Genomic DNA, 19,764 nt, shown 5'->3' with positions numbered 1-19,764 from the left:
ACCGGGGTTGGACTTTGAAATATGTGAAAGAGTATGCTATAATGCCAGAGTGAAAAATAAAGAATAAGAAGGATGTCGGAACAGACAGAAATGAGGATAAAAATGAAAACCTTAGTATTGGCAGAAAAACCTTCTGTGGGAAGGGACATTGGCCGGGTGCTTCACTGTACTCCGCAGGGAAACGGTTTTTTGGAAGGAAAGGATTATATCGTTACCTGGGGACTGGGACATCTGGTAACCTTAAAAGACCCGGAAGGATACGATAAAAAATATAAAGAATGGAAGATGGAAGAACTTCCGATTATGCCGAAAAAACTGGAAACGGAAGTGATCCGACAGACGGCAAAACAGTTCCAGACAGTGAAAAAACTGGTACAGCGACAGGATGTCAAAGAAATCGTGATCGCGACGGATGCCGGAAGAGAGGGAGAACTGGTGGCACGCTGGATCTTAAAAGAAGCAAGAAACCAGAAACCGTGCCGGAGACTGTGGGTGTCTTCCGTAACAGACAAGGCGATCCGGGATGGGTTTGCCCATCTGAAAAACAGCAAAGAGTACGACCCCTTATACCGGGCGGCGGTGTCCCGTGCGGAAGCGGACTGGCTGGTCGGAATCAACGCCACCAGAGCACTGACCTGTAAATATAACGCACAGTTATCCTGTGGTCGGGTACAGACTCCTACGCTTGCGATGATCCAGGCGAGAGAAAATGAGATTCGACGGTTTGTACCGGAAAGTTATTATATGATCACAGCAAAAGCAGACGGTATTACTTTTACCTGGAAAGAAGGAAAAACAGGCAGCCTTCGTACCTATCAGAAGGAGCGTGCCCAGGAGATAAAAAAGGAATGTGAGAAGCACAGTCTGATCATCAGAAAGACAGAAAAGAAAGAGAAAAAAGTTTATCCACCGCTGCTTTATGATCTGACCGAACTGCAGAGGGATGCGAACAAACGGTTTGGATTGTCTGCAAAGGAAACTCTGAATATTATGCAGCGTCTCTATGAAAATCATAAAGTACTTACTTATCCAAGAACAGACTCCCGATATCTGACTTCGGATGTCGTCGGAACCTTATCCGAGCGTCTGGATGCCTGTGCGGTCGGTCCGTACCGGAAGATGGCACTGACAGTAAAAGCACAGCACCCGGAGACGAAAAAATGGTCTTTTGTGGACAATAAAAAAGTATCCGATCATCATGCTATCATCCCGACAGAACAGTTTGTGGATCTGACACATATGACAAATGAGGAACGAAAAATCTATGATCTTGTGGTGCGCCGCTTTTTAAGTGCGTTCTGTCCGCCGTGCAGATACGAAGAGACAGTTATTTATGCAGAGAGTGGAAGAGAACAGTTCGTTGCCAGAGGAAAAGTCATGATAGACGAAGGATTCCGTCAGGTACAGGAGATGAACTGTGAGGATGAGGATGAGTCCTCCCGTGATATGAAAGATCAGACCCTTCCGAAAATCGGTCAGGGTATGGAGTTTAAGCAGGTGCAGGTGGATATCCGGGAAGGAAAAACCACGCCGCCGCCACGATTTACTGAGGCAACACTGCTTTCGGCAATGGAAAATCCGGTAAAATACATGGAGAACAAAGACCGTGAGATGGTAAAAACCATAGGAGAAACCGGAGGGCTGGGAACGGTTGCCACGAGAGCGGATATTATTGAAAAATTGTTTCACACCTTTTTGCTGGAAAAGAAAGGAAATGAGATTCATATTACATCTAAGGCAAAACAGCTTCTGGAGTTAGTGCCGGAGGATCTGAAAAAGCCGGAACTGACTGCAGAGTGGGAGATGAAGCTTTCAAAAATCGCAAAAGGAGAGCTGGATGACCGTGTATTTATGAATGAGATCTGCGGCTATACAAAAGAGCTGCTGCAGGAGATCCGCAGGGAAGAGGGAACCTTCCGCCATGAAAACATGACAAATAAAAAATGTCCGAACTGCGGGAAACGATTACTTGCCGTCAATGGAAAGAATGCGAAACTTCTGGTGTGCCAGGATCGTGCCTGCGGATACCGGGAAACTGTATCCCGGACAACGAACGCCAGATGCCCGATCTGCCACAAACGGATGGAAATGATCGGAAAAGGGGACGACAGTATGTTTGTCTGCTCCTGCGGACACAAAGAACGCCTTTCCAAATTCCAGGAGCGACGGAAAAAAGAGGGCGGAGGTGTATCCAAACGGGATGTGCATGCGTATATGAAGAAACAGCAGAAAGAGGCAAAAGAACCGGTGAATTCCGCATTTGCCGATGCACTGAAGAATATCCGGCTGAACTAGGAGGGAAAGATGCAAAAAGAAGATATTCGGTTACGACAGGTGATCATACATATTATGGATTCTACGATGGGGATGCCGGTTCTGTCTGATCAGGTGATTGATTTTGGATCAGATTTCGGGGATTTTCTGCGGGCGCATATTTTCCGGCTGTTAGAGAGCGATGATATGAAAAAATGTTCTTTTGATGAAGATTCTAAGGTACAGGCAGAACTGGAAGCGTACAACGAAGAAAACTTTATCCCGGTCAGTCAGAAACTGGGGGAACTGCTTTACGGTGTTATGAATAAAAATATTGACATTCCGCCGGCGGATCTTCTGGTGGTAGAATATGAGGTGGAACAGCAGCATTTTCTGGCCCTGTTAAAGATGAACTATAAAACGTATTATACCCACATGACGGACTCGGATCCATGGGGAAACAGCAATTCTGTCATCAAACAGAAGGCGATCCTGCCGGGAGAAAATCAGAAACTGGCAGAGGCGGCACTGATTGATATGACAGATAAAAATCTGAAGATCATCGAGAAAAAATATGATGTCAACGGAGTAAAAACAAATTATTTTTCTCAGCTGTTTTTACAGTGCCACGGTTCTTTGTCACCAAAATCCAAACTGGCGATCGTGGCAAAAGCAGTGGACGATGTGCAGAAAAAGTTTTATCATGAGTCCGAGCAGTTTGAGGTGCAGATGGAGACAAAAAGTATCATCAATCAGGCACTGGAAGAAGATGGGGGCTTTGCCGTGCCGGTACTGATCGATAAGATTTTCAAAGAACAGGAAGAGATGAAGGAACAGGTGATTGAAAAGCTGGAAAAATACCATCTGACGGAGACGGAAGTGGAACCACAGAATCCGGCGACGACCAGAAAATACGGAAAACAGAATCTGATCACCGATACCGGTATCGAGATCCGTATCCCGATGGAACAGTATCAGAATAAAGATAAAGTTGATTTTATCACGAATCCGGACGGAACAATCTCGGTATTAATAAAAAATGTAGGAAGTATTATCAGTAAATAAATGTAACTATTCAGTAGTCACTGTCCCGCGAAATGTTTTGGCATGAATATGCCAAAACACTGAGACATGCAAGCCAAAATGCCATCACTGAAGGTGATTTTCAATGCATTTTGGCTCGTAACTGTGAAGGTACTGAACAGTTACAATAAAATAATAAATAAGAGACAAAGAGGGTTATGAGTGTGAAGAAAAAAACAGTGTTGCTGGCGCTTATGCTGGCGGGAGTCATGGGACTGTCCGGCTGCAAAACCTGGGATGTGGTCTGTGATATACTGGCTGTCGGAACGACAAAAGTGGAGAAGGATGACGGACCGAAAGTAGATCTTGAGGGAGAGACACCGGAGGTAAAAGATGATGACAGTACGGATCTGGAAACGGCAGACAGTAAAATAACTTCCGGAAATGACGAAAAAGAGAAAGACACAAAAAAGAATACCACAAAAGGCAGTGATAGGACGGATAAAAAGAGAGTGACGATGCCTTCCGGGACACCGGAACCAAGTCATACAACGACGACGACACCAACACCGACACCGTCCGGAATAGAAAAGAAAGAGAAAAGCGGTCATATGATCACCTGCACCTCTCCGGTCAACGTCCGTGATGCGGCAAGCAGTCAGAGCCGTGTGATCGGTGAACTTGCCAAGGGAGATCAGGTAGAAAAACTTGGTGAGGACGGCGGCTGGGTAAAGATCCGCTATCAGGGTCAGGAAGCTTGGGTATACGAAGATTATATGTCAGAGAAGAACAGCAGGAAAGAAGAAACAAAGACAGAAAAATCGAAACAGACAGATCATTCTGCCGATAAAAAATCAGAAACCTACAGTTTTGAAAGTGATGAGAAGGTACAGACGGATTGACAGGTTTATCATAAGAATTTACGGAGGGCATGCTTTTTGGCATGGAAAAGACTATGGCGAAAAAGAGAATGACAAAAAAGGAAAGAATGCGTCAGAGAAGACGGAGACAGAGAATGATGTTTGGCGGTGGATTACTGCTTGTGGCGGTTGTGTTTACTGTGATCCTGCTTCTGCTCGGTTCTAAAGGATGCGGAACATCAAAAGCAGAGGGAGATGAGGTTGAAGCCGTACCGTCTGCGGAGGCCACTGAGGCGCCGACGGCCGAACCGACACCGACGCCAGAGCCGGTACCATCGGTCGACATCAGCGATATCAACAGCCGGTCCGGGATTCTGGTAAGACTTTCTGACGGTAAAGTGGTGGCAGAAAAAGATGCAGATGCAAAGATTTATCCGGCATCCATGACGAAGATCATGACAGCAGTTGTCGGTCTGGAAAATCTGTCGGATCAGAATGAGACGATCACGATCGACAGGGATACTTATGACCGGTTGTATACCGAAGGAGCTTCTCTGGCAGGCTTCGGAGCTGGAGATGAGGTAAAGGCAATCGATATCCTTTATGGTGTGATGCTTCCTTCCGGCGCGGAGTGCTGTGTGGGACTGGCTCAGCATCTGTTTGGATCTGAGGAAAACTTTGTGGCAAAGATGAATGAAAAAGCGGCAGAACTTGGCATGGACAGTACACATTTTGTAACCTGTACCGGACTGCATGATGAAAATCATTATACAACAGTGCGTGATCTGACCAAGCTGTTAAGTTACGCACTGCAGAATGATACATTCCGACAGATCTACTGCACCTCAGAATATACGACAAGTGCTACAGCATCCGCACCGGAAGGTCTGCATTTTCTGAGTACGATGTTCAAGAAGATGGATTCTCCGGAGGTAAATGGCGGAGAGATCGAAGGCGGTAAGACCGGATATACCGGCGAAGCAGGACAGTGTCTGGCAAGTCTTGCCAAAGTAGATGATGTAGAATACATCCTGGTGACTGCAGGAGCCCCGGGAGGACCTTCCACCGAGCCATACCATATCGAGGATGCAAAAGCTGTCTATAATCGTATACAGGCAGGAGAACAGGGATCTGCAGCAGATACGGCCGCTGATTCACAGGATGACCAGGCAATGACAGAGACGGACGGAGCTGCCTGAGAGATTTTAAGGAAAAGTTAAGAAAAAAGAAGAAAGATTCGTCAGAAGTGTATGGTATGATAAGATCATCAAAAGAGATCTTACTATACTAACAGGTTTGAATAGACAGAAGCGTTTTCCGTGCGGCCGCATGGAAAACGCTTCTTTTGTGTATACTTTTTGTGTACAGACAAAAAAAGACCCGAAAGCGTCAGCCTCCAGGTCTTTTTCTCAAGTTAAGGGATGCAAATATTATGCTCTTTCAACTTTGCCGGATCTCAGGCAAGAAGTACAAACGTACATTTTCTTAGCTCCACCGTCTACCTTAACCTTTACAGATTTTACATTGGATTTCCACATTTTGCTAGATCTTCTATGGGAATGGCTCACGTTGTTTCCGAAATGAGCACCTTTTTCACAGATCGCACACTTTGCCATGACTGCACCTCCTTAACACTATTTATCGTAATCGTTCGTAATCATAGATTCGCAACACTAGATATTCTAACAGAAGAATTATCATTTTGCAAGCAAAAATATAAATTTTTCAAAAATTATATTTCTTTTTCTACAAAAACAGGTTATAATACATACAGTATAATTCATCAGCGAGGGAATTTCCACCCCAAAATGAGTTATAAAGTTGTTGAGAACGGAGTGAACAGCAGCGCTATAAAATGAGAAAAGAGCAGGTTATTGTAAACAAATAAAATACGTCAGCACAGCAATACCGGGAGGAACCGGGGAATGAAGAAGACGGACAGAACAATAACCGGGAATGGAGGTTGACCTATGAAAGGGCGTATGAACACGGGAATGGGAGAAATTACCATCAACACAGATGTGATCGCCACTTATGCAGGCAGTGTGGCTGTGGAGTGTTTTGGTATTGTAGGTATGGCTGCAGTAAATATGAAAGACGGTCTGGTAAAACTCTTGAAGAAAGACAGTCTGAAACATGGAATCAATGTTACATTAAATGAAAATAAGATTTCCCTGGATTTCCATGTCATTGTAGCTTACGGAGTAAGTATCCGTGCGGTTTCTGACAACCTGATTGCCAATGTAAAATATAAAGTGGAAGCGTTTACCGGTATTGAAGTGGAAAACATCAATATTCTGGTAGAAGGCGTTCGCGTAATTGATTAATGAAGGAGGAGCTTTAGAAAGCGATGAATACAATAGATGCCAAACTGCTTGCCAGGATGTTTCTGGCAGGAGCTAAGAATCTGGAAGTGAAAAAAGAGTGGATCAATGAGTTAAACGTGTTTCCGGTACCGGATGGTGATACTGGAACCAACATGACTCTGACGATCATGTCAGCGGTAAAAGAAGTCAATAATCTGGAAGATGTACAGATGACATCCCTGGCAAAGGCTATTTCCTCAGGATCTTTACGTGGTGCAAGAGGAAACTCCGGTGTTATTCTTTCTCAGCTTCTTCGTGGATTTACCAAAGGAATCCGTGATCTGGAGGAACTGGATGCTGTAGCACTGGCACGTGCCGTAGATAAAGGCGTGGAGACTGCATACAAGGCAGTTATGAAACCCAAAGAAGGAACAATCCTTACTGTAGCAAGAGGTGTTGCAGACAAGGCACTGGAACTGGCTGAGGATGCGGAAGATCTGCAGACATTCCTGGAAGATGTACTGGAAGAAGGACGCAGAGTTCTTGCGAAAACTCCGGATATGCTGCCGGTACTGAAAGAAGCAGGTGTTGTGGATTCCGGCGGACAGGGTCTGATGGTTGTCCTGGAAGGTGCCTTTGACGCGTTTATGGGAAAAGAAGTGGATCTGACTTTTGACGGAGGAGAAAGTGCAAAAGTTGTAAAAATTACTCCGCAGGCAGAAGCAGATATCAAGTTTGGATACTGTACGGAATTTATCATTGTATTAAATAAAGAATTTACTGCAGAAGATGAGGTGGACTTTAAGGCATATCTCAGCTCTCTGGGTGATTCTATCGTGTGCGTGGCTGACGATGAAGTGGTTAAGATTCACGTACATACCAATGATCCGGGACTGGCGATCCAGCGTGCTCTTACCTATGGTTCTCTGTCCAGAATCAAGATCGATAACATGCGTGAAGAACATCAGGAAAAACTGATTAAAGATGCGGAAAAAATTGCTGCACAGCAGGCAGAAGAGGCAGCAAAAGCACCGAAGAAAGAAGTAGGATTTATTTCTGTGTCCATTGGCGAAGGTTTCGGACAGATTTTCCGCGATCTTGGTGTGGATTACCTGATCGAGGGTGGACAGACGATGAATCCGAGTACGGAAGACATGCTGAATGCGATCAGTAAAGTGAATGCAGAGCATATCTTTATCCTGCCAAATAATAAAAATATTATTCTGGCAGCAAATCAGGCAAAAGCACTGACGAAAGACAAAGATATCATTGTTATTCCTACCAAGACTGTACCACAGGGTATTACAGCAGTGATCAATTATGTACCGGAAAAATCTGTGGAAGACAATGAAAAAGATATGACAGAAGAAATTACCCGCGTAAAGACCGGTCAGATCACATATGCGGTAAGAGATACTCATATTGATGATAAAGAGATCCATGAAGGTGATATCATGGGTATCGGAGATCATGGTATGCTGGCTGTCGGAAAAGAAGTGGCAGCAGTAGCAAAAGAAACTGTAGAACAGATGGTGGATGATGAGACGGAACTGATCAGCATCTATTACGGAGAAGGTTTTACAGAAGAAGAGGCAGAGAAACTGGCAGGAGAACTGGAAGAACAGTATGATTACTGTGATGTGGAAGTAAATTGCGGAGGTCAGCCAATCTACTACTGTATTATTTCTGTAGAATAAAAACTGTACGGTTTTATGGAACGTTTGAAAAGGATGTCTGTTTAAAGTTCTGACGGTGAGACAGGGTGAAAATAGAAAAAGATGCTGGACAGTATTAAGAGTTCAGCATCTTTTTCTGTCAGCAGAGAAAGAAAAGAAAAATCTGATCGGGAAGAAAACAGGAATATTGGATCTGCGGAGAGGTGAGAGGGAAGGATGAAAGAAAAGGAATCTATCCGAACACTGAAAGGTGTGGGAGAAAAGACAGAGAAATTATTTCAGAAAGTGGGGATTTCTACGGTGGGGCAACTTCTCCGGTATTATCCAAGAGATTATGATATTTACCGGGAGCCGGTGACCGTGGAGAGCCTGAATGATCAGGAGACTGGTGCAGTGCTAGCAACACTGACATCATCGCTGGATATGAAAAAAGTGCGGAATCTGACTGTAATCTCCGGAACCATTGCCGATGCAACCGGGCGATGCAGGGTGACTTGGTTTAATCAGCCCTATCTTCGTAATCAGCTGCGGCGGGGCATGACTTTTGTTTTTCGCGGAAAAATCAGTAAAAAGGGAAATCTGTCTGTGATGGAACAACCTGAGGTCTGCACACCGGCGGCGTATGAAGAAAAACTGAACAGTATGCAACCCAAATATGCACTTACCGCAGGTCTCAGCAACAATATGGTAACAAAAATGGTAAGGGCTGCTCTGGAACAGCTGGATCTGTCACAGGATTATCTGCCGGAGGAGATTCGTCTGGAGTATGAACTGGCAGAATATAATTTTGCGGCGGTACAGATTCATTTTCCATCCGGTCAGGAACAGTATCTGGAAGCGAGAAAACGACTGGCATTTGATGAGTTTTTACTTTTTATTATGGGTCTGAAACAGCTAAAGGAACAGAACGCAGCGGATAAAAACCATTACCGGATGAAAGAAGTCTGGAAGACGGAGGAAGTGATGGAAAATCTGCCATATCAGCTGACCGGGGCACAGAAGAATGTCTGGTATGAGATTGAACAGGATCTGCGGGGGGAAAAACTGATGACCCGTCTGGTACAGGGAGACGTGGGCAGCGGTAAGACTATCGTGGCATTCCTTGCGATGATCATGACAGCAGAAAATGGCTATCAGAGCGCCATCATGGTCCCCACAGAAGTGCTCGCCAGACAGCATTATGAAGCTCTGACAAAGCTTCTGGAAGAAAATGAGCTGCTGGAACAATATCGGCCGGTGCTTCTGACAGGATCCAATACAGCAAAAGAAAAGCGTCAGATCTATGAAGCAATCGCATCCGGAGCGACAAGGATGATTGTAGGAACACATGCGTTGATTCAGGAAAAGGTCACATATGAAAGTCTGGGTCTGGTTATCACGGATGAACAGCATCGATTTGGTGTACGTCAGAGAGAAGAATTTTCATCCAAAGGACATAAACCGAATATTCTGGTTATGAGTGCTACTCCGATTCCACGAACTCTCGGCATTATTCTTTATGGAGATCTGGATATCTCAATCATCGATGAACTGCCTGCGCAGAGACTGCCAATAAAAAATTGTGTTGTGGACACGAATTATCGGAACAAGGCTTACCGCTTTATCGAAAAACAGGTGCAGGAAGGTCATCAGGTTTATGTGATCTGTCCGATGGTGGAAGAGAGTGAGGGAATGGACGGAGAAAACGTCATCGATTATGCCGAACGGCTGCGCCATGAACTTTCATCTTCTGTCACTGTTGGGATTCTTCACGGAAAGATGAAACCGAAAGAAAAGAATGAGATCATGGAAGCGTTCAGTGAGAACAGGATCCAGGTGCTGGTTTCCACGACCGTTGTGGAAGTTGGTGTCAATGTGCCCAATGCCACGGTGATGATGGTAGAAAATGCCGAACGGTTTGGTCTTGCACAGTTGCATCAGCTGCGCGGCCGTGTAGGGCGTGGACAGTGGCAGTCGTATTGTATTTTTATTCATGGCAAAAATCAGGCGGAAAAATCAAAGAGGCTTCAGATCCTGAATAAGTCAAATGATGGTTTCTATATTGCGCAGGAAGATCTGAAACTGCGGGGGCCGGGTGATCTGTTTGGTGTACGTCAGAGCGGAGATTTAAACTTTGAGATCGCTGATATCTTCCGGGATGCATCGATCCTGAAAAAAGCCAGTGATGCAGCCGGATATATCCTGTCACTGGATGGTACACTGGAACTTCCACAGCATCGTCTGCTGAAAGAAAAACTGGAAGAATATGCCGGAAGACAGATAGAAGATCCGGGCCTGTAAGCTGTGTTTTTGAAGAAAAACTTGCAAAATGTGGAAAGATGGGGTAAACTAACTGCTGTAGTTGGCTATTACTTACAGAAGATATTCTGTGAAGCAGATGGCCGGTAACGAAGGAAACGGTAACGTTAACTTGAGTGTGATTTTGAGGAGGATTATGAATATGGCAGTTAAGAAAACAGTTACGAAAGCAGCAAAACCGGCAGTTGAAACAAAGGAAGTAAAAGCTGAAGAGACAAAAACAGTGAAAGCGGAGACAGCAAAAGTCGAAGTGAAAGCTGAAGAAGCAAAAGCAGCTAAAACTACCGCGAAAGCAGCAGAAGCAAAGACAACTGAAACTGCAAAGAAAGCACCTGCGAAGAAGACAACCGCAAGAAAAACACCGGCAAAGAGAACGACAACAAAGAAAGCGGCTGTAGTGACAGAAGAAGTATATCTGCAGTATGCGGGAAAAGAATTCTCATCCGCAGATCTGACCGCAAAAGTAAAAGAGATCTGGAAAGAGATGGGTAAAAAAGCAGCAGACTTAAAGGACATCAAAGTATATGTAAAACCGGAAGAGAATGCAGCTTATTATGTGATCAACAATGAAGAGACTGGAAGTTTTGGCTTATAATAGAGACTGAAAAACAATGCAACGAAAAATCTCCCGGGGAGAGCGTTTTCCCGGGAGATTTTGTGCGTTCAGGAAGTCAGCAGTCGATTACTGCATGCTTCCGCCTGTATAACCGGATCCCTGGCTCATCTGTTTTTCCTGAGCTTCGATCATTTTCTTGACCATATAGCCACCGACAGATCCGTTCTGCTTTGAGGTCAGGTTTCCGTTATACCCGTCAGAAAGGGGTACACCCAGTTCGTTTGCTACTTCAAATTTGAAACGGTCTAACGCACCTTTTGCTTCTGGTACTGCTGCTGTGTTAGTAGAAGTTTTGGACATGATTGGTTTCCTCCTTGACTTGTTTTTTGGTAACTGTGATAGTATGAAACAGTTACGTGTGTGTAACTTGTTGTTACGCTGTTAGTATGTGACAGGAGAAAAAAATAACACTAGAAGTTTTTGCAAATACTGGATAACCTTAGATTTTTTGGTACAAACTTACAAAAACAATTGCAGATAACCAGGTGATTTGATATAATAAAACTATATTTGGATGAGAGGGCGGGTTAGAGGATGAACATTGGCATTATTGCGCATAACAGCAAAAAAACATTGATTGAAGATTTTTGTATTGCGTATAAAGGGATTTTGGGAAAACATGAAATATACGCAACGGGCACTACCGGCCGGCGAATTGAGGAAGTTACTAATCTGAGAGTGCATAAGTTCCTGGCAGGGTCTGTGGGCGGAGATAAGCAGTTTATGGCGATGATCGAGAGAAACGCTATGGATCTGGTGATTTTATTTCACAATCCGAACATGACAAGTCCGAAGGAACCGAACGTGTACCAGATTGCAAGCTGTTGTGATCAGTACAATATCCCGGTAGCAACCAATATTGCAACGGCAGAGTCACTGATTCTGGGACTTGACAGAGGCGACCTTGACTGGAGAAACCAGATATAAGGTAACGATTCGGCAGGTAGTATCCCGCGAGGGCGCTGAACAGTCACAAGATAAGAAGAGATAAGAAAGAAAATAAAAGATATGAGAGTAATTGCGGGAAAAGCACGTAGTCTGCGTCTTAAAACCATAGAGGGTATGGACACCAGACCGACTACCGATCGAATTAAAGAGACATTATTTAATATGATTCAGCCATCCATAGCAGACAGCAGATTTCTGGATTTGTTTGCGGGAAGCGGTGGCATTGGTATCGAGGCGTTAAGCCGCGGTGCCTCCTGGTGTGTGTTTGTGGAGCAACAGAGGAAAGCAGCAGAGTGTATCCGGGAGAATCTGGCATTTACCAGATTGAAAGAGGATGCTACTCTGTTGGTGACGGACGCGGTGTCTGCGGTGAACAAGCTGGATGGAGAGGATGCCTTTTCCTGGATCTTTATGGATCCGCCATATGGAAAAGGACTGGAATTTCAGGTTCTGGAAGCGTTACAGGGAACTACTCTTGTTGATGAAGATACACAGATCATCATCGAGGAGTCACTGGATGTTACCTGGGAGCGGGCGGAGGAACTTGGTTATGAAATCATAAAAGTGAAGAAATACAAGACAAATCAGCACGTATTTCTGAAAAAAAGAGGAGAATTATGACAACTGCTGTTTATCCTGGTTCGTTTGATCCGGTTACAAATGGACATTTAGATGTAATATCACGGGGCGCAGAGCTTTTTGATAAAGTGATTGTGGGCGTTTTACACAATTCTACAAAAAGTCCGTTGTTTTCTGTGGAAGAACGTGTTAGAATATTAAACGAGGCGACCAAAGATCTGACAAATGTGGAGATCGTCGCATTTAGTGGACTGTCTGTGGATTTTGCCAGACAGTGTAAAGCGAAAGTGATTATCCGTGGCCTTCGGGCAATCACAGATTTTGAATATGAACTGCAGATGGCGCAGACCAACCGCGTGCTGGCACCGGATGTGGATACAATGTTTCTGACAACCAGTCTGGAATATGCTTATCTCAGTTCAACAACAGTAAAGGAAGTGGCAGCGTTCGGCGGTGATATTTCCAAATTTGTACCTGGATTTGTGATGGATGAGGTACATAAAAAATTAAAAAAATAGTAAAGCAGGAACTTATCGATAAGGAGAGAAGAAAGATGAGCAGCAGAATTGAACAGATTATTGAAGAAATCGAAGAATTTGTAGAAAGCTGTAAATATCAGCCATTATCTACAACAAAGATTGTTGTCAATAAAGAAGAACTGGAAGAACTGTTAAGAGAACTTCGTCTGAAAACACCGGATGAGATCAAAAGATATCAGAAGATCATCAGCAATAAAGATGCGATACTGGCTGATGCACAGGCAAAAGCAGACAGCCTGATCGCAGAAGCACAGGCTAAGACCAAAGAGATGGTCAGCCAGCATGAAGTAATGCAGCAGGCATATGCACAGGCAAATGAGACTATTGCCAATGCAAACAAACAGGCACAGCAGATTCTGGATGAAGCAACAATGGATGCAAATAATATTCGTCTGAGTGCTATTTCATATACCGATGATATGATGGCAAACATGGAACAGATTCTTGCTACTGCAATCAATGAATCAGGAGAAAAGTACAAAAATTATCTTACATCCATTCAGAGTTGCTATGATGTAGTAAGACAGAACAGATCCGAACTGGCACCACAGGTATCCGGTGCGGAGACAACAGAAACAGAAGAAACTGCAGAAGCAGATGCTTCACTGGAAGGTCTGGATGAAGAGTAAGAGCCAGCCAACCAGCAGGGTACAGATTCCATGAACTGTTTTTCCTGCAATATAAGTACGAATCGAGAGGGGAGTGCCGCAGAGCATTCCCCTTGTTTGTGCTATACAGGACAATCCACCAAAAGAGGCAAAAGTCAGGGAAAGAAGGTAACGGAGGGGCAAGTGCATAGAAGAAGCACCAACAAGGGCGATTCCGGTAGTCATTTCCGTGAATCCGGTGAGAAATAACGATAGTACAGGCACGGGAGCAGTGAGATGCACCACCAGAGATGCCAGAATAGAAAACAGGATGATATAGCCTCCCAGTTTGGTGACAGATTCAAATGCGTGCATGATGGAAGCATCGACCATATGGCTGAGAGAATGGCGGAGTGTCTGTGCCGACGGAGAATCCGAGGGGACAGTGACATCACGACAGTCCGGCCGGAGGATCAGACGGAAAATCAGCGAAGTAAGATATAAAGAAAGATACAAAATAAAAAAGGTATATCCGGAAGCGTGAGAAAGATGGAGGGTGTCTGTGAGAATATAGGAGCTGATAAACACAGGTCCCGGATTATTACAGAATGTCAGCAGGTACTGCGCTTCACTTTTGGTGATTTTTCCCTCACGGAACAGATCAGCAGTCAGTTTTGCGCCCATAGGATACCCACAGATAAGGCCAAGCAGGAGTGCATAGGAGCCGTACATAGAAAGCCCGAATAAAAAGCGGAAGACAGTTTTGATCTTTCGAAGCAATACCGAGACCAGACCGGTATGAATGAAAAAGTCCGAGAAAATCATAAAGGGAAGCAGAGAAGGAAGCACATGAAAAAACCAGAGTGTTACTCCGGAGGCAGAGGACTGAAAAGCTTCCTGGGGAAAACACAGCAGATAAATAAAAACGAAAAAGAGAAGGATACACAGAATTACAGAACGCATGGACATCTCCTTACAGTTGATATTACAGTGACGGCTCATTGGGTAAAGCGTGTTACCGGGAACAGAGCGAACAGTGACTCTCAATGGGGCTGGTTATATATATGCCTTGATTTTTGAATGTATTTATTCTAAAATAAATGTATTGCGGCCGGAGGGTAAGGTATGCGGCTCAAAAACTGACGATGCGAACGGAGTACGTCAGATTACAGGAGGTTATAGCAAATGACAGCATTAGAAGGATTAAAACCGGAAAAAGTATTTTATTTTTTTGAAAAATTGTGTGAGATTCCACATGGCTCCACCAACATGAAAGAAATCAGTGATTATCTTGTTTCCTTTGCGAAAGAAAGAAATCTGAAATATTATCAGGATGAGGCGTACAATGTAGTGATCTATAAAGAGGCATCTGCCGGTTATGAAGATGCTCCGATTACTATTTTACAGGGACATTGTGATATGGTTGCAGAAAAGACACCGGATTCAGATCATGATTTTACAAAAGATGGTCTGAAACTGAAAGTGGAAGGAGACTATCTGACAGCAGAGGGAACAACCCTTGGCGGTGATGACGGAATCGCTGTTGCCTATATGCTGGCAATTCTGGATGATGATACATTAAAACATCCGGCACTTGAGTGTGTGATTACCACAGACGAAGAAATCGGACTTCTGGGAGCAAAGGCACTGGATACTTCCGTACTGAAAGGAACACATATGATCAACATGGATTCTGAGGAAGAAGGATATCTGTGGATCAGCTGTGCCGGAGGATTAAGCGGAACCAGCCGGATCCCTGTAGAATATCAGGAAATGGAAGGAGTAGTAACTGAAGTTCTGATCGATGGTCTTAATGGTGGACATTCCGGAGCAGAAATCGATAAAAATCGTGCAAATGCCAATAAACTGATGGGTCTTTTCCTGTATGAGCTGGGACAGAAGACTGCATACAGCATCAAAGATCTGTCCGGCGGAACGAAAGATAATGCAATTACAAGAAGTTGTAAGGCAACACTGGTTCTTGGTGAGGAAGACCTGGCGGAAGCGAAAATCACAGCTGAAAAACTGCAGAAAGATCTTCGCACTGAGTATGCAGGAAGTGATGAAGGAATCACTATTTCCGTAACAACGGGAAAAGAAGAAACTGTGCAGGCACTTTCTATGGTCAGTAAAGAAAAAGTTGTATTTTATCTTGTACATGTACCGTTTGGCATTGAGAAGATGAGCGGAGAAATCGAAGGACTGGTAGAAACCTCCAGTAATCTTGGCATCCTGAAACTGGGAAAAGATGCGTTATATTCCACCAGCAGTGTGAGAAGTTCTGTGGGAAGCGCAAAAGAGCATCTGTCTGCAAAATTACAGTATCTGACAGAATTCCTGGGAGGATCTTATGAAGAACAGGGTGATTATCCGGCATGGGAGTACAGGAAAGATTCCAGGATGAGAGATCTGATGGCAGATGTATATGAAGAACTTTTTGGTGAGAAACCGGTAGTGAAAGCGATTCATGCAGGCCTGGAATGTGGTCTGTTTTATGACAAAATCCCAGGTCTGGACTGTGTATCTTTCGGACCGACCATGATTGATATTCATACAACGGAAGAAAAACTGTCCATTCCGTCAACGGAAAAAATGTGGAAGTATCTGGTACGCACTCTGGAGAAAATGAATACGATCAGATAAATGAAAATTAGTAACTATTCAGTAGCCACTGTCCCGCGGGGTGTTTTGACATGAATATGTCAAAATCCCGAGACATACAAGCCAAAATGCCATCACCGAAGGTGATTTACGCGAGCAACGAGTCAAAGTCCGTGCTTGCACGGAACCTTGAGGAGTGCCGCGATAACGATAAAAACTCGCAAAGCGTGATTTTATTGTTTAAATGCATTCTGGCTCGTAACTGTGAAGGTACTGAACAGTTACGAAAATTACAGAAAAAGTGAAAAAGAGGGCTGTCGCGGCGCGGCAGCCTTTTTCTCTGGAAAACATTAAAATTGAAGTTCTGAAAAGGCAGGGAAAAGCATAGGATATATAGGATGAGGAAAGTTACTGACCAGCGAAGTGTTTTCCTGACTGGCAAAGTATGTTATAATGTACGAAAGAGACTAGATTATGACGACAGAATAAGGAGAGGTTAACATGGAAATACAATTATGGCGTGAAATACTCAGTCCCTACGAGCAGGCTGTTACAGAACTGGTAGAAAAGTTCCAACATCTGAGCCTGGAACACAGGGAACGGGGATTGTATTCTCCCATCGAACAGGTCACAGGACGTGTAAAAAGCATTACCAGTATTCTGGAAAAAATGAAACGAAAGAACATTCCGTTTGAGGAAATGGAAGAACAGGTAGAAGATATTGCAGGCATCAGGATCATCTGTCAGTTTGTGGAAGATATTCAAAGGGTGTCGGATCTGATCGCCGGGCGTTCCGATATGGAAATCAAATGTATCAAAGATTATATTGCACATCAGAAAGAGAGTGGTTACCGAAGCTATCATCTGGTTATTTATTATCATGTAGAGACATTAAATGGTCCGAAAAAGATCCAGGCAGAGATTCAGATACGAACGATGGCAATGAATTTCTGGGCAACCATCGAGCATTCTCTGCAGTATAAATATAAGACAAATATTCCACCATATGTCAAAGAACGGCTTGCGAATGCGGCGCAGGCGATTATTGCACTGGACGGTGAAATGTCTTCGGTGCGAAATGAAATTATGAATGCACAGAATTCTTCTCTGATGCAGCGTAATCTGGTGATGGATATTTTACAGAACATTGAGAATTTGTATCAGAAGTCCAATCGCAGAGAGGTGGAGAAGATACAGGATGAGTTTTACCGGATCTATGCATCCAACGATCTGCAGCAACTCAAGCGGTTTCATCAACAACTTGATATTATTGCGGAAGGGTATTGTGCCCAGGCGGTGACGAGCGAGGGATGGGATCAGAACCTGTAAAACAGAGAAATTGTTTTATGACATTTACTATGAGAAAAAGGAAGAATACAGATGCACTTACCTGAGAAATTCCAGAAGGAGATGGAAATCCTTCTGGGGGATGAATATCAAGCATTTAAAGAAAGCTATGACAGACAGCCGGAAAACGGTCTGCGTCTGAACCGAAGAAAGGTGACGGGAGAGGAGTTCCTGACCCGTACACCTTTCTTGTTGAAAAAAATACCCTGGATCGACAACGGATATACGTACGGGACCGGTACACCGGCGAAAGATCCGTATTATTATGCGGGATTGTATTATCTGCAGGAACCGAGTGCAATGACACCTGCCAACCGTCTGTCGCCGGAACCGGGTGATTATGTGCTGGATCTGTGCGCGGCACCGGGAGGAAAAGCGACCGAGCTTGGTGCAAAACTGAACGGGGAAGGACTGCTTCTTGCTAATGATATCAGTAACAGCAGGGCAAAAGCGCTGTTGAAGAATCTGGAACTGATGGGAATTCCCAATATTTATGTAACCAGTGAAACATCGGAGAAACTGGCGAAGATACTGCCGGAGTTTTTTGATAAGATTCTGGTAGACGCACCGTGTTCCGGGGAAGGAATGTTTCGCAAGGAGCCGCGGATGATGGCAGACTGGGAACAGCAGGGACCGGAATATTATAGTAAGCTTCAGAGAGAGATTATTCTGGATGCGGCAGATATGCTGCGGCCGGGAGGAAAACTTCTCTATTCCACCTGTACGTTCAGTGAGTTGGAAAATGAGGGAACGATCCAGTATCTTCTGGAACAGCGGCCGGATATGAAACTGATCCCCTGTGCACCATATGAGGGATTTGAAAAAGGCCGCAGAGGTCTGGAAGCCTGTGTGAGGATCTTTCCGCATCGTATGAACGGGGAAGGTCATTTTCTGGCGTTGCTGGAAAAACAGGGTGAGCCGCGGAACCGAAAAAAAGCCACAGGAAAAAACTCAGTGATCCCCACAGAAGCAAAAGAATTCCTGGAGAACTGGGGCATGTATAAGAGGGAATGGCAGTATTATCTGCGGGACGAACGGCTGTATGCCCTTGGGAAAAAGGATGGTATGCCGGAAAATCTGCGATATCTTCGTACGGGGCTGTATCTTGGTGAGTGTAAGAAAAAACGGTTTGAGCCGTCTCAGGCACTGGCGATGGTGCTTGACGGAGAGGGAGAGAACCGGATTCATCTGAACCGGGGAGATCCCCGGGTGATCCGTTATCTGAAAGGGGAAACGCTGGATGTATCGGATCTTGATCTGAAAAAGAGAAAAGGCTGGCAGTTAGTCTGTGTAGATGAATATCCGCTTGGCTGGGGAAAACTTGCCGGCGGAAGTCTAAAGAATAAATATTATGCAGGCTGGCGCTGGCAGTGATAAGGAGATGGAGATGAGCGAAATCATTCGTTTGGATAAATATCTGGCAGATATGGGCTGTGGGACCCGAAGTCAGGTGAAGCAGATGATCCGCAAAGGGCAGGTGGAGATCAACGGAGAAAAGATAAAAAAACCGGAACAGAAGATCACTACTGCTCAGGATCGTGTATGCGTGGCAGGAAAAGAAATCCGTTATGAAAAATATCGTTATTATCTGCTTCATAAACCGGCCGGTTATGTGTCGGCAACCACAGATAACCGGGATAAAACAGTACTGGAACTGTTGCCTGAGAACATTCGCAGGGAGCTGTTTCCGGTGGGACGACTGGATAAAGATACAGAGGGACTGCTGCTGTTAACGAATGACGGTGAACTTGCCCACCGGCTGTTATCCCCGAAGAAACATGTGGACAAGACCTATTATGCAAGAATCGACGGAAAGGTAGACGAAGAGGATCAGAGAGCTTTTTTGCAGGGGGTAGATATCGGGGATGAGACAAAGACAGCTCCGGCAAAACTTGAGATCTTAAAGAGTGCGGATATTTCCGAGATTTTGCTGACGATACAGGAAGGGCGTTTCCATCAGGTGAAACGGATGTTTCAGGCAAGGGACAAACAGGTGATCTATCTGAAACGGATGACTATGGGTCCACTTGTGCTCGGTGATGATCTGCCGAAAGGCAATTACCGGGAGTTGTGTGAAGAGGAGCGGAAAGCTCTAGAGCGTGTCTGAAAAAGCTTTTCGTAAGCTGCGAGT

General features: G+C 44.6%; 19 protein-coding genes. 16 read left to right on the top strand and 3 right to left on the bottom strand.

Annotated features, from left to right (window positions below; genetic code table 11):
* Positions 1–102 precede the first annotated feature (102 nt).
* From FYJ57_RS06855 to FYJ57_RS06840, 4 genes are all read left to right on the top strand, one after another.
* Positions 103–2,295 (top strand): DNA topoisomerase III, encoded by a 2,193-nt coding sequence (locus FYJ57_RS06855; RefSeq protein WP_154432122.1) that lies wholly within the window; start codon positions 103–105, stop codon positions 2,293–2,295.
* A 9-nt stretch (positions 2,296–2,304) separates the two neighbouring features.
* Positions 2,305–3,318, top strand: a complete 1,014-nt coding sequence (locus FYJ57_RS06850) for a nucleoid-associated protein (RefSeq protein WP_117524579.1) — start codon at positions 2,305–2,307, stop codon at positions 3,316–3,318.
* A 182-nt stretch (positions 3,319–3,500) separates the two neighbouring features.
* Positions 3,501–4,178: an SH3 domain-containing protein gene (locus tag FYJ57_RS15790; protein ID WP_205839931.1), complete on the top strand. Its 678-nt coding sequence runs from the start codon at positions 3,501–3,503 to the stop codon at positions 4,176–4,178.
* A 41-nt stretch (positions 4,179–4,219) separates the two neighbouring features.
* Positions 4,220–5,335 carry a D-alanyl-D-alanine carboxypeptidase family protein gene (locus FYJ57_RS06840; protein ID WP_205839930.1) on the top strand — a complete coding sequence of 372 codons (1,116 nt, stop codon included), beginning with the start codon at positions 4,220–4,222 and terminating at the stop codon, positions 5,333–5,335.
* A gap of 231 nt (positions 5,336–5,566) precedes the next feature.
* On the opposite strand, the gene rpmB is transcribed toward FYJ57_RS06840, so the two are convergent.
* Complete coding sequence (rpmB, locus tag FYJ57_RS06835; RefSeq protein ID WP_022171749.1) at positions 5,567–5,752, bottom strand: 50S ribosomal protein L28; 186 nt, start codon at positions 5,750–5,752, stop codon at positions 5,567–5,569.
* A gap of 354 nt (positions 5,753–6,106) precedes the next feature.
* On the opposite strand from rpmB, the gene FYJ57_RS06830 reads away from it, so the two are divergent.
* From FYJ57_RS06830 to FYJ57_RS06815, 4 genes are all read left to right on the top strand, one after another.
* The gene (locus tag FYJ57_RS06830; protein ID WP_022171750.1) at positions 6,107–6,463 is read left to right on the top strand and encodes an Asp23/Gls24 family envelope stress response protein; all 357 of its coding nucleotides are present in this window, start codon (positions 6,107–6,109) and stop codon (positions 6,461–6,463) included.
* Positions 6,464–6,486: 23 nt separating this feature from the next.
* Complete coding sequence (locus FYJ57_RS06825) at positions 6,487–8,139, top strand: DAK2 domain-containing protein (protein ID WP_117524583.1); 1,653 nt, start codon at positions 6,487–6,489, stop codon at positions 8,137–8,139.
* Between the two features lie 195 nt (positions 8,140–8,334).
* Positions 8,335–10,398, top strand: a complete 2,064-nt coding sequence (gene recG / locus FYJ57_RS06820) for an ATP-dependent DNA helicase RecG (protein ID WP_154432120.1) — start codon at positions 8,335–8,337, stop codon at positions 10,396–10,398.
* Between the two features lie 160 nt (positions 10,399–10,558).
* Complete coding sequence (locus FYJ57_RS06815) at positions 10,559–11,011, top strand: DUF6465 family protein (protein ID WP_235904471.1); 453 nt, start codon at positions 10,559–10,561, stop codon at positions 11,009–11,011.
* An 87-nt stretch (positions 11,012–11,098) separates the two neighbouring features.
* Here FYJ57_RS06815 and FYJ57_RS06810 read toward each other — a convergent pair whose 3' ends face one another.
* The gene (locus tag FYJ57_RS06810) at positions 11,099–11,332 is read right to left on the bottom strand and encodes an alpha/beta-type small acid-soluble spore protein (protein WP_022171754.1); all 234 of its coding nucleotides are present in this window, start codon (positions 11,330–11,332) and stop codon (positions 11,099–11,101) included.
* Between the two features lie 234 nt (positions 11,333–11,566).
* On the opposite strand from FYJ57_RS06810, the gene FYJ57_RS06805 reads away from it, so the two are divergent.
* From FYJ57_RS06805 to FYJ57_RS06790, 4 genes are read left to right on the top strand one after another with little or no spacing between them, the layout of a single operon-like run.
* Positions 11,567–11,959: a methylglyoxal synthase gene (locus FYJ57_RS06805; protein ID WP_022171755.1), complete on the top strand. Its 393-nt coding sequence runs from the start codon at positions 11,567–11,569 to the stop codon at positions 11,957–11,959.
* 60 nt (positions 11,960–12,019) lie between these two features.
* Positions 12,020–12,601 (top strand): 16S rRNA (guanine(966)-N(2))-methyltransferase RsmD, encoded by a 582-nt coding sequence (gene rsmD, locus FYJ57_RS06800; RefSeq protein WP_277663489.1) that lies wholly within the window; start codon positions 12,020–12,022, stop codon positions 12,599–12,601.
* Positions 12,598–13,077, top strand: coding sequence for a pantetheine-phosphate adenylyltransferase (gene coaD / locus FYJ57_RS06795; protein ID WP_118315998.1), 480 nt, complete (start codon positions 12,598–12,600; stop codon positions 13,075–13,077). Before rsmD ends, coaD begins: the two co-directional genes overlap by 4 nt.
* Positions 13,078–13,112: 35 nt before the next feature.
* Entirely contained in the window at positions 13,113–13,727 is a 615-nt protein-coding gene (locus FYJ57_RS06790; protein WP_022171758.1) for a F0F1 ATP synthase subunit B family protein, read from the top strand.
* Here FYJ57_RS06790 and FYJ57_RS06785 read toward each other — a convergent pair.
* A complete protein-coding gene (locus FYJ57_RS06785; RefSeq protein ID WP_154432118.1) occupies positions 13,701–14,648 on the bottom strand; it encodes a sporulation protein in 948 nt (315 codons plus the stop codon). The two genes, FYJ57_RS06790 and FYJ57_RS06785, sit on opposite strands and share 27 nt — an antisense overlap.
* A 222-nt stretch (positions 14,649–14,870) precedes the next feature.
* Here FYJ57_RS06785 and FYJ57_RS06780 point away from each other — a divergent pair, with 222 nt between their 5' ends.
* The 4 genes from FYJ57_RS06780 to FYJ57_RS06765 all read left to right on the top strand — a co-directional run bounded on the left by FYJ57_RS06780 (position 14,871) and on the right by FYJ57_RS06765 (position 19,740).
* Complete coding sequence (locus FYJ57_RS06780) at positions 14,871–16,328, top strand: aminoacyl-histidine dipeptidase (RefSeq protein WP_154432117.1); 1,458 nt, start codon at positions 14,871–14,873, stop codon at positions 16,326–16,328.
* A gap of 459 nt (positions 16,329–16,787) precedes the next feature.
* A complete protein-coding gene (locus FYJ57_RS06775) occupies positions 16,788–17,615 on the top strand; it encodes a GTP pyrophosphokinase (RefSeq protein WP_022171763.1) in 828 nt (275 codons plus the stop codon).
* A 51-nt stretch (positions 17,616–17,666) separates the two neighbouring features.
* Positions 17,667–19,007 carry an RsmF rRNA methyltransferase first C-terminal domain-containing protein gene (locus tag FYJ57_RS06770; RefSeq protein ID WP_154432116.1) on the top strand — a complete coding sequence of 447 codons (1,341 nt, stop codon included), beginning with the start codon at positions 17,667–17,669 and terminating at the stop codon, positions 19,005–19,007.
* Between the two features lie 13 nt (positions 19,008–19,020).
* Positions 19,021–19,740 (top strand): pseudouridine synthase, encoded by a 720-nt coding sequence (locus FYJ57_RS06765; protein ID WP_287890725.1) that lies wholly within the window; start codon positions 19,021–19,023, stop codon positions 19,738–19,740.
* The last annotated feature ends 24 nt before the right edge of the window (positions 19,741–19,764 follow it).

The sequence above is a fragment of the Oliverpabstia intestinalis genome (assembly GCF_009696065.1).
Classification (GTDB): Bacteria; Bacillota; Clostridia; order Lachnospirales; family Lachnospiraceae; genus Oliverpabstia; species Oliverpabstia intestinalis.
This window is presented reverse-complemented; position numbering and strand designations above follow the sequence as displayed.

Excerpts from the sequence above, each read along its gene's own strand:
- FYJ57_RS06855 (WP_154432122.1), top strand. The coding sequence starts at position 103 with ATGAAAACCTTAGTATTGGCAGAAAAACCTTCTGTGGGAAGGGACATT.
- FYJ57_RS06850 (WP_117524579.1), top strand. The coding sequence starts at position 2,305 with ATGCAAAAAGAAGATATTCGGTTACGACAGGTGATCATACATATTATG.
- FYJ57_RS06840 (WP_205839930.1), top strand. The coding sequence starts at position 4,220 with ATGGAAAAGACTATGGCGAAAAAGAGAATGACAAAAAAGGAAAGAATG.
- rpmB (WP_022171749.1), bottom strand. The coding sequence starts at position 5,752 with ATGGCAAAGTGTGCGATCTGTGAAAAAGGTGCTCATTTCGGAAACAAC.
- FYJ57_RS06830 (WP_022171750.1), top strand. The coding sequence starts at position 6,107 with ATGAAAGGGCGTATGAACACGGGAATGGGAGAAATTACCATCAACACA.
- FYJ57_RS06825 (WP_117524583.1), top strand. The coding sequence starts at position 6,487 with ATGAATACAATAGATGCCAAACTGCTTGCCAGGATGTTTCTGGCAGGA.
- recG (WP_154432120.1), top strand. The coding sequence starts at position 8,335 with ATGAAAGAAAAGGAATCTATCCGAACACTGAAAGGTGTGGGAGAAAAG.
- FYJ57_RS06815 (WP_235904471.1), top strand. The coding sequence starts at position 10,559 with ATGGCAGTTAAGAAAACAGTTACGAAAGCAGCAAAACCGGCAGTTGAA.
- FYJ57_RS06810 (WP_022171754.1), bottom strand. The coding sequence starts at position 11,332 with ATGTCCAAAACTTCTACTAACACAGCAGCAGTACCAGAAGCAAAAGGT.
- FYJ57_RS06805 (WP_022171755.1), top strand. The coding sequence starts at position 11,567 with ATGAACATTGGCATTATTGCGCATAACAGCAAAAAAACATTGATTGAA.
- coaD (WP_118315998.1), top strand. The coding sequence starts at position 12,598 with ATGACAACTGCTGTTTATCCTGGTTCGTTTGATCCGGTTACAAATGGA.
- FYJ57_RS06790 (WP_022171758.1), top strand. The coding sequence starts at position 13,113 with ATGAGCAGCAGAATTGAACAGATTATTGAAGAAATCGAAGAATTTGTA.
- FYJ57_RS06785 (WP_154432118.1), bottom strand. The coding sequence starts at position 14,648 with ATGCGTTCTGTAATTCTGTGTATCCTTCTCTTTTTCGTTTTTATTTAT.
- FYJ57_RS06780 (WP_154432117.1), top strand. The coding sequence starts at position 14,871 with ATGACAGCATTAGAAGGATTAAAACCGGAAAAAGTATTTTATTTTTTT.
- FYJ57_RS06775 (WP_022171763.1), top strand. The coding sequence starts at position 16,788 with ATGGAAATACAATTATGGCGTGAAATACTCAGTCCCTACGAGCAGGCT.
- FYJ57_RS06770 (WP_154432116.1), top strand. The coding sequence starts at position 17,667 with ATGCACTTACCTGAGAAATTCCAGAAGGAGATGGAAATCCTTCTGGGG.
- FYJ57_RS06765 (WP_287890725.1), top strand. The coding sequence starts at position 19,021 with ATGAGCGAAATCATTCGTTTGGATAAATATCTGGCAGATATGGGCTGT.